The following is a 15,273-nucleotide window of genomic DNA, read 5'->3' as shown; positions in this document are numbered from 1 at the left end:
CGAGCCTCCGAGACAGCCTTTTCTGCCTTCTCAGGATTCACATGCTACTTTACTTAGAGTATCTGAAAAGTGCATTTTTGACCTCTCACTTCTTTAGCATCATTCCCACACTTTAGTTATGAATTTCATCGCCTCAGCAGATATTACGGAGGTTCCGGACGCATCCTCCGATTTTAAGCGTGTTTTCTCACTATCAAGTCACTTCCACGCGCTCCCCGCACTTTAGTGATGAATACATCCGTTTCCGCGGCGCCCAATAAATAAGGGGTAAGCTTCGCTTACCCCAAACCCAAAACATTTAAATTCGTATCTATTAAAACAAGGGTACGTTAAATAAGCAATGAAAGTTCGGATTGCAGTGTAAGTGGATCAACGATTCGTTATCTCTTCCTTTTTGCCTCCGGTTCGTACGAATTTCATTCAATAACACACTCCGGTTAATTATCGTTCCTCAAAAGGAACGTAGAAGCCTTATTTGACGAAAAAACACCAGTTTCATCCGCCAAGAGGAACGAGGATTCGCTATTTCGTTGCTTCGCGTCCTGAAGAGCTCTATTTTTCCTAAATAGAGCCCTCTCGTTCCGTTAGATTCGACTTTCAGCACATTTTCCCAAAAATAGCGGCATATCGTTCCTCTTAAGTACTCCTAAGCACTCATAAGCACTCATAAGCACTCAAAAGTAGCATAATTAGCCTGCTCATCCTACCCAACCGAGGAATTCTCCGAAACTCTGAGTCAGATATACTCGTCACACGCGGAATCTTCCGATTAAGGTTTGCAAATCAGCAGCCATGCTGTTCAGCACTGTCGCCGAGGAGAATATCTCCTCCATGCTCGCGTACTGACCCTCGATGTTGGAAGATACATTTCTTGCTCCCGCTGCGGTCTGTCCGGCGACTTCATCAATCGCGCGAATCACATCCACGGCTGCGCGCGTTTTCTCGGAAATAGCGGCCGAACTTCCCGCCACTTCCTCGATCTGCCTCGCAACTTCGTCCATCGCACCGCGAATACGTTGGAAGGTATCCCGCGCTACGCCGACCACCTCAAGCCCCGTCTGCACCTCTCGGCTCCCAGCCTCGGTGGACCTGACAACCTCTCTTGTTTCATCCTGAATACTGGAAACAAGATGAGCGACTTCTTCCGCCGCTGCTCCCGTCTGCATGGATAACTTGCGGACCTCATCGGCGACGACCGCAAAGCCTTTACCAGCGGCTCCGGCACGTGCCGCTTCAATGGAGGCATTGAGCGCAAGCATGTTCGTCTGCCGCGCAATACCTGCAATCATCGCGTTCGCATTGACGATTTGTTCAGACCGTTGACCTAGCCTCTGTACGGATTCAGCAAGTTCCATCATCTTTTGATAAATAGCATTCATCTGCGTTATCGCTGTCTCGACAGCCGCATTACCCTCCCCTGCCTCTTGCTGCGCAAGGAAAGACTGATGGTTAGCCGACTGCGTGACGCCTGCAATCTGAATGACGGCAGCTGACATTTCCTCCATGATGGAGACTCCCAAGTGTACACTGCGCACTTGCGCATCCGTACCCATCGAAATGTCTTGAACTGTGTATGTAATGCGTTCCGAAGATTCGCTAACTTGCTCAGAATTGCTGCTAAGTGCTTCCGAAGCAGCAGCGACGTGCTGTGCACTGCTTCCTACCTGACTAATTAAGCTATGCAGATTGGCTTTCATTTGATTAAAAGCGGTAGCCAAATGTCGTAGTTCGTCCCTATTTTTCACGTTAATGTCACCAACCGTTAAATCGCATGCTGCAATTCGTTCAGCTGCTTGTACCATAGAACGTATGGGGTTAACAATCATGCGGGACAGCAAGAGGCCGATGGCCAAGGCGAAAACAAAAGCTGCTACACTGACCCAGATCAACGTTTGAACGGTCGATACAACCACATCATGATTGCGGGCAGAAGCTTCCTCCTGGACTTTCCTTTCCAGCTCTTCAATCTTCGCGGCAGCCTGCGTCAATGTTTCCGTTGTCGGAATAGCCCACTGCATCGCCTCAGCTTTGGCTAGAGCCACGTTCCCTTTGTCGACGTATTCCGTCACTTTCTTCACTAGACGAGCAAATGTCATGTTCGAGTCTACCATGGATTGAATAGCACTTTGCTCATCCTCGTTCTTCGAAACCTCTCCCATCTTTGTAATGATCAAAGAAAGTGTTCCATTCATTTCCGTCAAAAGCTTCTCTTTGTCCTTCGTAGGGTCTAAAACGTATCCGAACAGCATGCTGTTCTGTATTTGCGTTTTCTCTTTGATCTCAGAAACATTTCGAAGAATAGTAACATTATCATTCAAAAGCTTGGAATAAGAGCTATCCACTTTATTCAAGTATGTATACGACATGCCGCTGGTTACTGCAACGAGTAAAGATACAATAACAAATGTGCCTACAATTTTGCTTCTCAAAGAAACTGATAATATTCGCTCTCTCCAGCTAGCCGAATTATGACTAACAGCCATGACTATGCCCCCCTCGGACGTCAGTAATCGCTTTCATTTTATACAGGATAACAGGCTGTCGTTAAATCGCGACAGCCTGTTTCACATTATTACCTATAACCAAATGAGATGGAGCATTCTTGGTGTTTATCTTTATTTATTTGGAGTTCATGTATTTACGCATATCGAAGGCAACAGCCGCGACGATAATGACACCTTTAATAATCAACTGCCAGTATGGACTAATTCCGATAAACGTCAAACCATAGTTGATAACGCTGAAAATTAAAACCCCTGCAAGAACACCAGGTACAGTCCCGATACCACCGGAAGTGGATACACCACCGACGACACAAGCTGCGATCGCATCAAGCTCGTACATATTCCCATAGTTATTCGTTGCGCCACCCGTTCTTGCTGCTTCTAGCACCCCTGCTAGACCATACAAAGCGCCAGCAATCGCATAGATGTAGATGAGGTAACGGTTTACGTTAATCCCTGAAACGACTGCTGCGTGAATGTTCCCGCCGATGGCGTACATATATTTCCCCAGCTTCGTTTTGTTGAACACAATCCAAACGATGATAGATACGACAATGGCAATAATGACAATGTAAGGAATGGAATACGTAGAACCGGTTCCGATCGCGCCTGTCCCCAACTGACTGAAATCTGATCTCAATCCGCCAATCGGTTGTGACTGATTCGGTTTCATATCAAAGTATAAGGAGTTGGCTCCGTATACAGCGACCATCGTACCCAAAGTTGCGATGAACGGTGGAACCTTGAATTTTGCAACAATGATCCCGTTGATCAGACCTACCAATAGACCGGCTGCAATCGCAATAAGGATCGGCACAATCAATGGCAGCTCCGGCAAATTCGGGAAAAATCTTCGACCATACTCCTGTGTTTGCAGCATGGAAGCGGAGATAACGGCGGTCAAGCCGACGATACGTCCGGTCGAAAGATCCGTTCCCCCTGTTATCAAGATGAATGCCGCACCCAAAGCGATGATTACGCGCGTGGATGACTGCAGTAAAATATCACGAAGGATATTTACGGATAAAAAACGTGGATCATATATCGCGATACCGATAACTAGCACGACTAGCACGATGTAGATTGCGTATTTGGTCACGAACCCACTAATGTCTCTGGATTTCAATGTTTCTGTCTTCGTACTCATGGTTCTTGGCCCCCTCCATTATGCCATATGCTGTGCAGCAAGGCGCATGATCTCTTCTTCAGTTGCTTTATTTCCTTCTACAATGCCTGTAAGGCGTCCTTCACACATGACCATGATTCGGTCTGACATCCCTAACAGTTCGGGCATTTCAGAAGAGATCATGATAATACTTTTCCCCTGCTTCGCAAGGTCAGCGATGATGGAGTAAATTTCAAATTTAGCACCTACGTCAATTCCCCGTGTCGGTTCATCAAGCAGAAGCACGTCCGGTTCTGTAAGCAGCCATCTGGCAAGCAGCACCTTTTGTTGATTACCACCTGACAGGTTCTTGATCAGCGCGTGCATATTCGGTGTCTTCACCCGAAGCATTTCGATACTTCGTTCGACTTCTACCTTACGTTTAGCTTCGTTAATGAAGCCTAGTGGATTCATATATCTGCCCAAATTCGCAATTACGGTGTTTTCAAGAACAGATAATACGGGGAAAATACCCGTTACACGTCGCTCCTCCGTGAGCAAAGCGATTTTCTGCTTAATTGCATCGATCGGCGACTTGAGCTTCACTTGCTTGCCATGCATGGAAATGCTGCCGGAAGCAACACCTCTCATCCCGAACAAAGCTTCAATCAACTCCGTCCGCTGTGCACCGACAAGACCGCCGACTCCAAGAATCTCACCCTTACGAAGATCAAAGGATACATTCTTAAATGATCTTGGAATGACAGAAGTCAGTCCTTCGACTTTCATTAATACACCGTTCGGCACATTGCTGCGCTCAGGGAAACGCTCCTTCAGATCTCGTCCGACCATCTTCGAAATAATCATGTCGGTCGTTAACTCCGACGATGCCCACGTACCAATCTTGGTACCGTCGCGCATAATCGTCACTTCATCTGAAATTTCGAGAATTTCTTCCATTTTATGTGAAATATAGATGATCGAAACGCCACGACTTCTCAGGTCGCGAATGATGCGAAACAGCTGCTCAACTTCGTTACCCGTTAGTGAAGAAGTCGGCTCATCCATAACAATGACTTTCGAATTGAATGATACAGCCTTGGCAATTTCAATGGATTGCACCTTAGAAACAGATAACGTCCCTACCAGTGTATCCGGCTTAATATCCATCTGGAGCTGTTTGAACAAATTCTCTGTATCTTTACGCATCTTCTTGTGATCCACTAATTTCAAAGGTCCGATCCCTTTTAGCGGAAATCTGCCAAGCCAGATATTCTCCATTACGTTACGATGAGGAACTGGATGAAGCTCTTGATGGATCATGGAAATGCCGTTCTCTAATGCATCTTTCGAACTTTGAATGGATACGACTTCGCCATTCAATTTGATTTCTCCACCATCCGGCTTATAAATACCGAACAAGCATTTCATCAGCGTCGATTTGCCCGCACCGTTCTCTCCCATCAGCGCATGCACGCTTCCCGGGCGAACTTTGAGGGTAACGTTATCCAGCGCTTTGACGCCGGGGAATTCTTTGGAGATTTGATTCATTTCCAATAAATAGTCATGTACAGTCATGGTAACTCCCCCTACAGCTCACGATAATCCCCACAAAGTGAAGCCTTTCTTCGTTGTCTCTTTACCTTTGCATGGGTTCCCAAATAAGGAAGGCAAGAGCGCCCGCGTAGTCAACCATCGCTGCTCTTGCCCGCTTCTATTCGGATTACTTCGCTTCGTTCATGTTAGCTTTTGTAATCTTTTTGTAGGAAATCCATACATATTTACCGTCAGTTACATCGTAGCCTGTTGTTTCTTTGCTAGGTGTTTTACCGTTAGCAAGTGCTGCTGCTACATTCGTTGTTGCTGCACCTTGGTTTTTCGCATCGTTCAGAACCGTTCCGAGCAATGTGCCATCGCTAAGCGCTTGAAGAGCAGGAGCTGTAGCATCTACGCCTACAACCGGTAAGAATTTGTTATCTTTGAAATAGCCTTTTGCTTTCAAAGCTTCGATAGCGCCAAGAGCCATATCATCGTTGTTCGCAAGAACAGCTTCGATTTTGCTTTCGCTGGAAGCTAGAAATGCTGCCATTTTTTCTTGACCTTTAACGCGGTCCCACATAGCTGTATCTTCCGCTACTTTTTCTACACCCAGACCAGCGTCTGTGATCGCTTGGATGGAGAACTTCGTGCGAAGCTCAGCATCCTGATGTCCTGGCTCGCCTTTCAGCATAACGTATTGGATTTTACCGTCTTTGTTTTTATCCGCTTCTGGGTGAGCTTTGAAGTAGTCAACCAGCAGTTGGCCTTCCATCGTACCGGATTGCTCTGCTTTAGCGCCTACGTAGTAAACTTTATCCCATTTCTTCATGTCGTCAGCAAGTGGCTCACGGTTCAAGAAAACAACTGGAACGTTTGCCGCTTTTGCTTTATCGATGATAACGCCTGCCGCCGTACGGTCAACTGCGTTAATCGCTAGAGCGTTTACTTTTTTCGTGATGAAAAGATCGACTTTATCATTTTGTGTTGGTTGTGAGTTCTGGCTGTCCACGATATCAACTGTTGCTTTATCTTTAGCAGCATCAGCGATTGCGGCACGAACACCAGACATGAATGTATCGTCAAATTTGTAGATAGCTACACCAATTGTTGGTTTTTTAGCAGTGTCTGCTGCTTTTGGAGTTGCTGCTGCACCCGTAGTTGCTGCTGGAGCTGGTGAAGGTGTTGCTGTTTTATTGCCACAGCCTGCTACGGTTGCAACCAAAGCGCCTGCTACTGCAAGAGTAATCAATTTTTTCAAGGTAAGACCCTCCCTAAAAGGTGTGTTGTTTATTATTTACATTCCCTACTATACGGGATCAAAGCACCAAAACAAATGCAATATCCTCATGTGTTCTATCGAAATTCTCATCACTTTATAAACGGGAACAGCAGCTTCTGATTATCCGACCAGAACATATTACCCAGGTCAATGGCTTTAATCCCTGTATCCACACGGCTGGGCACCTTCTTCCCATTCGAAGCTTCAACCGCGTTCTTTACACCCAAATACCCAATACTGAAAGGATTCTGAATGATCGTCGCTTGGATGACACCCTCTTGCAGCAGCTCCAGCTCTTCGGAGGTGCTATCAAATGTGATGATTTTCACTTTGTCCTGCAGGTTCATACTCTGAATCGCATGCGCAACGCCAATGGACGAGATTTCGTTCAGAGCAACAATCCCGTCTAATTGGGGATACTTCTCCATCATGTTACGGGTTAGCTGCGCAGCAAGCTCATAGTCCGTCATACTGTAAACCTTATCAATCACCTTAACGTCCGGATATTTAGATAATTCTTCCAAAAGACCTTGTTCCCGAAGCTCTGTATTGCGCTCTCCTTGCATAAAGCTAACAATAGCAATATCACCGCTTGTCCCAGCCAGCTTGATGAGCTGTTTGCCTGCCAATTGCCCAGCCTCATAATTATTAGCCCCGATAAAGCTCTTGGCTTTACGTGTCTCCACTTCCGAGTCGATCGTGATGACAGGAATTCCTCGCATGGACGCATCATCCACAACCTCAGACAGTTGCTTATAACTGTTTGGAGCCAACACAATGGCGTCCGGTCCGCTGCTGATCGATTGCTCCATTAAAGCGATTTGCCCCTTCACGTCCGCTTCATCGCCAGGTGCACGGAAATCCAGCGCAACATCAAACTCCTTCGCGGCCACTTCGGCTCCGATTTTCACCGTCTTCCAGTAATCGCCGTTTTGACTTCGGAGTACAACCTCAAAATGTTTTTTCTGCTCGGTTGGTGTGGTCTCCGTTTGTTTGGAACAGGAGGACATGGAGATGACGGCTACCAGAATGGCAAATAGTAGGGGTCTTACTTTCATTGTTTTATCCATGGCTTCTCCTTCCTATTCATCTTCCAAGACTAAAGGAATCCAAATCTTGACGGTAGTTCCTTCTTCCAGCTCACTTTCAACCTTGACCCCATACTCCGAACCGAAGTATAACTGGATACGCTCATGCACATTTCGCAGCCCTACACCGGAACCTTTTTCACTTTTCACCTGACCGGTCAGGATGTTTTTGAGCGTTTCTTCCGACATACCGACACCGTTATCCCGAATCTCGAATAGGATCTTCTCTTTGTCCTTGCCGACCGATATGTGAATGAGGCCTTCGTCCACCATATATTCAATGCCATGATAGAGCGCGTTTTCCACAAAAGGTTGTAAAATCAGCTTCAGCGTTTTGTAGGGCAGCACCTCATCATCCACCTGAATCTCGTAATCGAACTTATCCTTATACCGCATCTTCTGGATAATCAAATAATTCCGAATGTGCTCGATCTCTTCCCCAATTGTAATGATATTCTTACCCTTGCTCAGCGATATCCGAAAAAACTTGGACAAGGACGTAATCGTTTTGACGACGTCTTCATTCTTCCCATTGCCCACCATGCGAACAACGGAATTGAGTGTATTGTACAAAAAATGCGGATTAATCTGAGACTGCAATACCTCCAGCTCATTCTTCCGCTTCGTCTCCTGCTCATGGATGCTTTGATCCATCAGCTCACGAACCCGTGAGACCATCAGATTGAATCTCCGTGAAAGCTGCTCCACTTCATCAGCGCCCCGAACATGAATATAGGTGTCAAAATGGCCTTTTTCGACCATTTCCATCGACTTCTTCAGTCGCTTAATAGGCTGCGAAATACGAGCAGACATAAAGGACGAGATCAACAAAATGAAAACTAGGACAATGACGAGAAGCCAAATCATGAACGTACTGATTTCCTTGCGTGTTGTAACCATTTCATCCATGTAGGAGACGCCAATAATTTTCCAACCGATGTTATTAACCGTCCTGACTACATTAAGCCGCGACTCGCCATCGGTGCTGATATCCATGTATTTTCCATAGGAGAATTTGAGCGCCTGCTCCACATTTTCATACTTCAAACCAATATAAATAAGCTGCTGCTGCGGGTGATAGACAATGTTACCGGCAGAGTCGTCGATGATGTATACATATCCTTTTTTGCCAAGAGAAACCGTACGAAACACGTCATCCAGCGTCTTGAAATTAACATCTACGAGCAGCACAGCCTCCACCCATTTCCCATCCTTTTGAATGGAAACACCTTTGCTCATGGAAACGACCCATTTGTACGGATCCTTGAACAGATTCTGTATATGCGGGAGGGAAAAAGTGAGATGGTTCGGATTATCCAGCGCAGACTTAAACCACGACTGCTCGAGAAGTCGCGTATTTTTGCGCATCTCGGTCGTGGGAATGCCAGTTACGAGTCCACCATCTGCTGTAAAAAGATGAATGGAGACGATATCTTCCCGCGTACTCGCGATTGTTTCCAACTGCTCGAGCAGCTTGTCCGTAGGAATGCCATGGCTTTTGGCAATTTTCGCATCGACAACCTCGAAGGTGTCCGCCATGCCTTTAATATAGTGTTCCAAGTTAAACTGTACCTGCTCGATCACCTGCTGCGTATTCAGAAAAGCACTCTCTTCCGCTGTTCTAGAAAATTTATTATAAAGCACCAGCGAGACGATCAACATGACGATCACCGTAATCAAAATAAACGATATCGTAATCGTAAATTGAATGCTTTTCACTCTCATCGTGTCCAGCAGTACATTATACAAGGCCTCGAATAGCGTTCTCACTTTACGTTTCAAGCTTTACCACCCACTCCTTTAACACTAAAGCCCTTTGGAACTGTTATTTCTGTACTCTTTTGGGGAAACACCGACATTTTTGCGGAATGAAAAGCTGAAATAATTGGCATCGGCATAGCCAACCTTCTCCGCAATCTCAAGTGCCTTCATATCCGTAGAACGTAAGAGCTCCTTAGCTGCTTCCATACGAATATGGTTCAAATAGTTCACGAAGGTCATTTTCGTCTCTTTTTTGAAAATACTGCTGAAATACCCCGCGCTAATATGCAGGTGGCCGCACACTTTATTAATCGTAATATCCCCTTCATGATAGTGGCTTTTCGTATAATCCTTGGCCATTTCGACCAGATTCTTGTACGTATATTGACGATCCGTCGCGATATGATTCATCATGCTGGCACATAGTTCGGCAAGCCAATGTTTGGCTTCTTCCAAGGATGTGAATTTATTTATCTCTGTAAAAGGAATAAAATGATCGCCAAATACCTCATCGACGTTAAGGTTCGAGTCCTTGGCCGCTTTCAGGATACAAGTCAATATTTCGAGTAAATAAATTTGGTAGTCCTTAACGGAAACACCGCCCTCAATCCCTTGAAAAAGCTCATCCATCGTCTCCCGAATCTCCTGACTCGTCCCGACCTTAATGCAGCGCGTCAAGGCATGCTCCTTCACATCGTCAAAACGAATCTTCTCCACGTTTCGCTTCTCCACATCATCGATGTAGATCATGCGGTTGTTGCCCAAAATAAGCCGGTAATCCAGCGCCAACACCGCATCTTCATACGAATAACTAATCTTGGTTATGTCTTTCATAACGGTTCCGATTCCAACGGTAAGCGTAAACTTCAAATATTTCTCTACGTTCTGGCGTACTTCTTCCAGCACCTTCATCGTTTCTTGAAGCGCAGCTTCTCGGTCTGTGCTCTCCCTCGCGGCTAGTACAACCACTTGATCGTTATGCATGAAAACAAGACCAAGACGCCGTTTATCGGCGATCTCCTCGGTAATATTCAGCAGGGCAAAATATTTCAGCGCCTGATCCTCGGAGTATTTCAAAGAAACGGACTTCGCCAGTTCACCGCGATTCTCCAAATCCTCTTCATGAATGAGCACCCCGTCGATACTCAGCACCGCTACAACATAGCTATTCCCAGTAAGCTCAATCCCGTAGTTCGCAGCCTTCTCGTACACTTCTTCGCGCGGAAGTTTCCGGTTCATTAGCGTTGCCATGAAATTTTCCTTAAGTACAGGCATACTCTTGCGGTAATGCTCCTTCAGCAGCTGTACATTTTCCCGATGGGACACTTCCTCCTGAATTTGCTCCTTCACCTTCAGTAAAGCATTAATCAGCTCTTGCGCGGAAAAAGGCTTCAGCACATATTCATCAATATGCAGCTTAATCGCCTTTTGGGCATATTCGAACTCATCATGCCCCGTTAGGATGATGAGTTTAATCGTCGGAAAACGCTCACGGACCGCTTCAGCTAGTTGGAGCCCATTCATGAACGGCATCTGAATATCCGTCACAACCACGTCCGGCTGCAGGCGCTCAACCATTTCCAGCGCTTCCCTGCCGTTCTCCGCCTTCTCTACCACTTCAAAGCCAATAGCTTCCCATTTTATCTCACGGACGACACCTTCCCGCACGTCCTCTTCGTCATCCACTAATAGCAGCTTGTACATGTCCGTCCTCCTAAAGCTTTCCGTATAAAAAGCTTACTTCGTAAGCGCTTCTCGTAAGCGTATTCTTAATAAACATCATTGTACTAACTGCCTATGGAATACACAACTGGTTGGTGCTCTCATCAGGAAATAATGGTAAAAATCACCTTTTGTCTGTTAAACTTAAGTAAGAGAAAGAAAACCCACTAAAAAGGACATCAATCTGGGACAATCTCCTGCTTAGCATGGTGCAGTCTTAAGGAATTAACATTAATTCAGCCGCTGCTGAATTGGTCCTTTGCGATCAAGCTCCATTCGGCCGTCGCTGGACTTGGTCTTTGCAAACAAATTCCACTCGGCCGTCGCTGGACTTGGGCTTCGCAATCAAACTCCATTCGGCCGTCGCTGGACTTGGACTTTGCAAACAAACTCCACTCGGCCGTCGCTGGACTTGGACTTCGCGATCAAACTCCATTCAGCCGTCGCTGGACTGGACTTTGCAAAACAAACTCCACTCAACCCGTCGCTGGACTTGGACTTCGCAAACAAACTCCACTCAGCCGTCGCTGAACTGGGTCATCGCGATGATGAAGGGAACCTGATTACGCTATTTCTTGCAAAATGCTTCTTTTCGTTACCCAAAGGGAACTATGATGCCTTATTTTGTCAAAATTGAGGAATTCATTGCAATTTTCAAGGAATAGCGGAACGTAGTTCCGCTTAGTTCTCTGAAAACAGCAAAACGAAAGAAATAACGAATCGACGTTCCCTCAGTAGACAGGAATTGTAGTAAAACTGCTTACAAGACAGGAATTACAATAAAACTGCTCATGCAAACAAGGAGGAAGCCCCATTGGATTTCGCACAAATAGGACGAATCGCTTCACTTATTAAAACAAACGTAGGTAAAGTCATTGTTGGCAAGGACGATACCGTTGAGCTTATGGTCATCGCCCTCATTGCTTCCGGGCATGTGCTGCTTGAGGATGTTCCCGGCACAGGGAAAACGCAGCTAGCCAAAGCGCTAGCCCGCTCCCTCGACGGCACAATGAAGCGCATCCAGTTCACGCCCGACTTGCTGCCGTCAGATGTAAGCGGCATAAATTTCTTCAACCAGAAGCTGGGCGAATTCGAATTCCGCCCAGGTCCTCTTTTCGCTCACATCGTGCTTGCCGATGAGATTAACCGAGCGACCCCGCGCACGCAGTCCAGCTTGCTGGAAAGCATGGAGGAACGCCAAGTGAGCATCGACGGTGAAACGCGCATGCTCGAAGCTCCGTTCCTCGTCATTGCCACGCAGAACCCTGTCGAGAATCAGGGGACGTTCCCCCTCCCGGAAGCTCAGCTCGATCGCTTCCTGATGAAGCTCTCGCTGGGCTATCCGTCCGCAGCCGAGCAGGTCCAGATCTTGAAGCGCTACCAGCAGCATGATCCACTCGATCAGCTGCTGCCGGTTGTGGGCCGTGCTGAGCTGCTCGAAGCTCAGCACTTGTTCACGCAGGTACGCGTCAGCGACGAGCTGCTGCAGTACATCGTGCAGCTCGCGGAAGCGACGCGCGCGCATGCGGATGCCGCGCTTGGCGTCAGCCCGCGCGGCGTTCGCGCCTTGATGAAGTCGGCGCAGGTGTACGCGGCGCTTCGCGGCCGCGACTACGTGCTGCCAGACGACATCAAAACGCTGGTGGGGCCCGTCTGGGCGCATCGCATCCTGCTGCGCACCCGATCGCGCCAACAGGACCAGCAGGTGCATGCTCTGTTGGTCAGTATCCTTGCAGCTACCCCCGTTCCTACGGAAGTGAAGCTGGGGTAGCCGATGAGCATTAGCTGGATTCTCATCATCACTGTCGCTCTGTTCCTCCTCCAGCATCAGCTATTTGCCCGCTGGGGGTTTCGCGGGCTTCGCATTGAGCGAGCCTTCAGTACGACGCATTGCCATGCCGGGGACGACATTGTCATGATCGAAACGATCGTTAATCGCAAGCTAGCTCCGATTCCTTGGCTTCGCTTGGAATCAACGATTCACGCGGGGCTCCACTTTGCGAAGATGAGCAATCTCGCAGTGAGCAGCGGAGCTCTTTTCCAGAATCATCGCAGTCTGTTCAGTCTTATGCCCTATACAAGAATAGTCCGACGCCATGGGGTATACTGTGCGAAGCGAGGTTGGTATAAGCTCGAAACGGTCGCCGCTTCAATGGGAGATTTGGTTGGTGTGCAAGCTGCTTCTTCGATCCACCGTATGCAGCTGGAGCTCCTTGTTTACCCTCGCTTGGTAAGCAGAGATGACATCCCGCTCCTCTCCAGCCGATGGCAAGGCGATATAACCGTCAAACGTTGGATCATGCCGGATCCGTTCCTCGTTTCCGGCGCCCGGGAATATCGTTTTGGGGATACGATGAACAGCATCCACTGGAAAGCGACAGCACGCAGCCAGAAACTTCAAGTATATAATCGAGATTTCACTGCTGACCCTAGGCTGCTCTTAGCCGTAAATACGCAAATAACGGAAACGATGTGGGATGCTGTGACCGATCCCGAGCTTGTTGAGAAAGCTCTCTCGTACGCAGCTACACTTGCTGAATATGCCGTGAGCCAAGGTATTCCTGTTGGTTTCGGCTACAACGGCTCTCTGCAGGGGCAGCCTGGAGTTCCCGTGTACCTCGCCCCCGAAGGTGGTTGGCCACATTTGGAACACCTTTTCGAAACGATGGCTAAGCTTGCTATCTCCTGCTCTCGCTCCTTCGAAGACTTCCTGGATTATGGAATCGAGCAAGAAGGAACCGCGATGGACATCATCCTGCTGACTTCTTTCGTATCTAAGGGGATCGAAGAAAGTATTGAGCGTCTTGAATCATTAGGACATTCTGTTTTTATCATCCCCTTGCAGCACAGCCTTCTTGAGCTGAACGGAGAGGAGGTAGGTGTTTCCAATGTTAGCGCCCATTCAAACGCCTTCTCAACGAGCTAATCTTCATTTTCTTGTGAGAGAATTCGGCTTAGCGATCTTGTACGGTTTACTCGAACTCATTATCTTCTTTCCGATTATCGTTCTAATCCAGGTCTATGTGTCTGAGACCTTACTCTGGATGACTTGCTTACAGTTTTTGCTCTGTTATGTGTTCGGCTGCTTCTTTGGACGTATAAAATGGCTAACGCGTACTCTCTATGAGTTAATGCTTTGTGCGGGAGCAGGTTTAACGATTACCTACCTCCTGCAAGGCAACAACTGGCATGGCTGGACCTGCGCAGCCATCGGGTTAATATTTGCATATCGCGGAATTCGCTGCACCAAGGATGGATGGCTCTCGCTCTTCCCTGCGAGCATCTTTGTTACCGCAGGTTTGGTTTATTTCGTAGGTGTCCCCATTATGGGACGGTTGGATCTTTTCAATCCGTATATAGGTTGGATGAATGGATTCGGATTTTGTTCGCTGGTCATTTTTTTCTTAGCTACGAATCGCGCTCAGCTCCTTAGCGCCACGTTAGCAGGCAATGAACGTGCTGCAGCATCGTCACTATCTGAGTCAGTGAAGCGTTCAAGCCGCATTTGGTTAATCACATTAATTGCTTGCATCGCAGCTGTTGCCTATTTTCAGCAATTGCAGCAAGGAATCAGCTCTCTTCTTCGTGCTTCGATCGCTTGGCTGCTGCGCCTTTTGCAGTCCGAACCGTCGTCTGATCAGCCGCTAGAGCCAAGTCCTTCAGCACAACCATTGCCGCTTCCTCCTCCTGCTCCCACTGACGAACCCAGCTGGTTTGACATGCTGCTTCACTATGCCCAGGTTATTTTCGGCTATCTCATTGTCATCGCCCTTATCCTTGGCGTCATTTATATCATCATTGCCAAGCTGACACCTGCTCTGGTCTCGCTTATCCGGCGCTTGATGAACCGTTCATTTAGCAGCAAGAAAGGCGAGGGAACCGAAGGATTCACGGATGAAAAAGAGAATCTTCTAGCGTGGAAAGAACTACCGCGTATGTGGTGGCAGCAAACGATGAAGAGCTGGTCTAGGGGGAGGATAAATGAACCAAAATGGTCACATTTGCCGAACAATCAGGAGCGCATCCGTTTCCTTTATCGTGTTTTGATCCAGCAAGCAGCTGAGGGTGGCTATACTTACAATAAAGCTCATACCCCGAATGAAACAGAACGGGAGCTATCAAACCAATATCAGCTGCCCAGCCATGCCGTCCATGCCATAACAACAGCTTATAACCAAGCGAGATATAGAGATGACAATGTATCTGATTTAGAACTTGATCAAGTACTGCAAACTCTTGACCCTCTCATTCGCAATCAATTGAAATGAACACCTT

At 47.3% G+C, this 15,273-nt stretch carries 10 protein-coding genes; 3 read left to right on the top strand and 7 right to left on the bottom strand.

Features of this window, described 5'->3' with window-relative positions:
* Positions 1–749 precede the first annotated feature (749 nt).
* The 7 genes from GC102_RS02255 to GC102_RS02225 all read right to left on the bottom strand — a co-directional run bounded on the left by GC102_RS02255 (position 750) and on the right by GC102_RS02225 (position 10,980).
* On the bottom strand, positions 750–2,483 hold the full coding sequence (locus GC102_RS02255; protein ID WP_171688049.1) for a methyl-accepting chemotaxis protein: 1,734 nt from the start codon (positions 2,481–2,483) through the stop codon (positions 750–752).
* A gap of 136 nt (positions 2,484–2,619) precedes the next feature.
* Entirely contained in the window at positions 2,620–3,651 is a 1,032-nt protein-coding gene (gene mglC / locus GC102_RS02250; RefSeq protein WP_171642657.1) for a galactose/methyl galactoside ABC transporter permease MglC, read from the bottom strand.
* 18 nt (positions 3,652–3,669) lie between these two features.
* Positions 3,670–5,187, bottom strand: coding sequence for a sugar ABC transporter ATP-binding protein (locus tag GC102_RS02245; protein WP_171688048.1), 1,518 nt, complete (start codon positions 5,185–5,187; stop codon positions 3,670–3,672).
* 145 nt (positions 5,188–5,332) lie between these two features.
* Positions 5,333–6,406 carry a galactose ABC transporter substrate-binding protein gene (locus tag GC102_RS02240; RefSeq protein ID WP_171642662.1) on the bottom strand — a complete coding sequence of 358 codons (1,074 nt, stop codon included), beginning with the start codon at positions 6,404–6,406 and terminating at the stop codon, positions 5,333–5,335.
* 110 nt (positions 6,407–6,516) lie between these two features.
* Positions 6,517–7,497: a substrate-binding domain-containing protein gene (locus tag GC102_RS02235; RefSeq protein WP_171688047.1), complete on the bottom strand. Its 981-nt coding sequence runs from the start codon at positions 7,495–7,497 to the stop codon at positions 6,517–6,519.
* A 12-nt stretch (positions 7,498–7,509) separates the two neighbouring features.
* Positions 7,510–9,240 carry a cache domain-containing sensor histidine kinase gene (locus GC102_RS02230; protein WP_171688051.1) on the bottom strand — a complete coding sequence of 577 codons (1,731 nt, stop codon included), beginning with the start codon at positions 9,238–9,240 and terminating at the stop codon, positions 7,510–7,512.
* Positions 9,241–9,321: 81 nt separating this feature from the next.
* Entirely contained in the window at positions 9,322–10,980 is a 1,659-nt protein-coding gene (locus GC102_RS02225) for a response regulator (RefSeq protein WP_171688046.1), read from the bottom strand.
* 832 nt (positions 10,981–11,812) lie between these two features.
* Here GC102_RS02225 and GC102_RS02220 point away from each other — a divergent pair.
* From GC102_RS02220 to GC102_RS02210, 3 genes are read left to right on the top strand one after another with little or no spacing between them, the layout of a single operon-like run.
* Complete coding sequence (locus tag GC102_RS02220) at positions 11,813–12,769, top strand: AAA family ATPase (RefSeq protein ID WP_246320703.1); 957 nt, start codon at positions 11,813–11,815, stop codon at positions 12,767–12,769.
* A gap of 3 nt (positions 12,770–12,772) precedes the next feature.
* A complete protein-coding gene (locus GC102_RS02215) occupies positions 12,773–13,924 on the top strand; it encodes a DUF58 domain-containing protein (protein ID WP_171688045.1) in 1,152 nt (383 codons plus the stop codon).
* Complete coding sequence (locus GC102_RS02210; RefSeq protein WP_171688044.1) at positions 13,887–15,266, top strand: DUF4129 domain-containing protein; 1,380 nt, start codon at positions 13,887–13,889, stop codon at positions 15,264–15,266. The genes GC102_RS02215 and GC102_RS02210 overlap by 38 nt, the downstream gene beginning before the upstream one ends.
* The last annotated feature ends 7 nt before the right edge of the window (positions 15,267–15,273 follow it).

The organism is Paenibacillus germinis (assembly GCF_013141785.1).
In the GTDB taxonomy this organism is placed as follows: domain Bacteria; phylum Bacillota; class Bacilli; order Paenibacillales; family NBRC-103111; genus Paenibacillus_E; species Paenibacillus_E phytorum.
The sequence above is the reverse complement of the archived record's forward strand: the minus strand, read 5'-3'. Positions and strand labels throughout refer to the sequence as shown.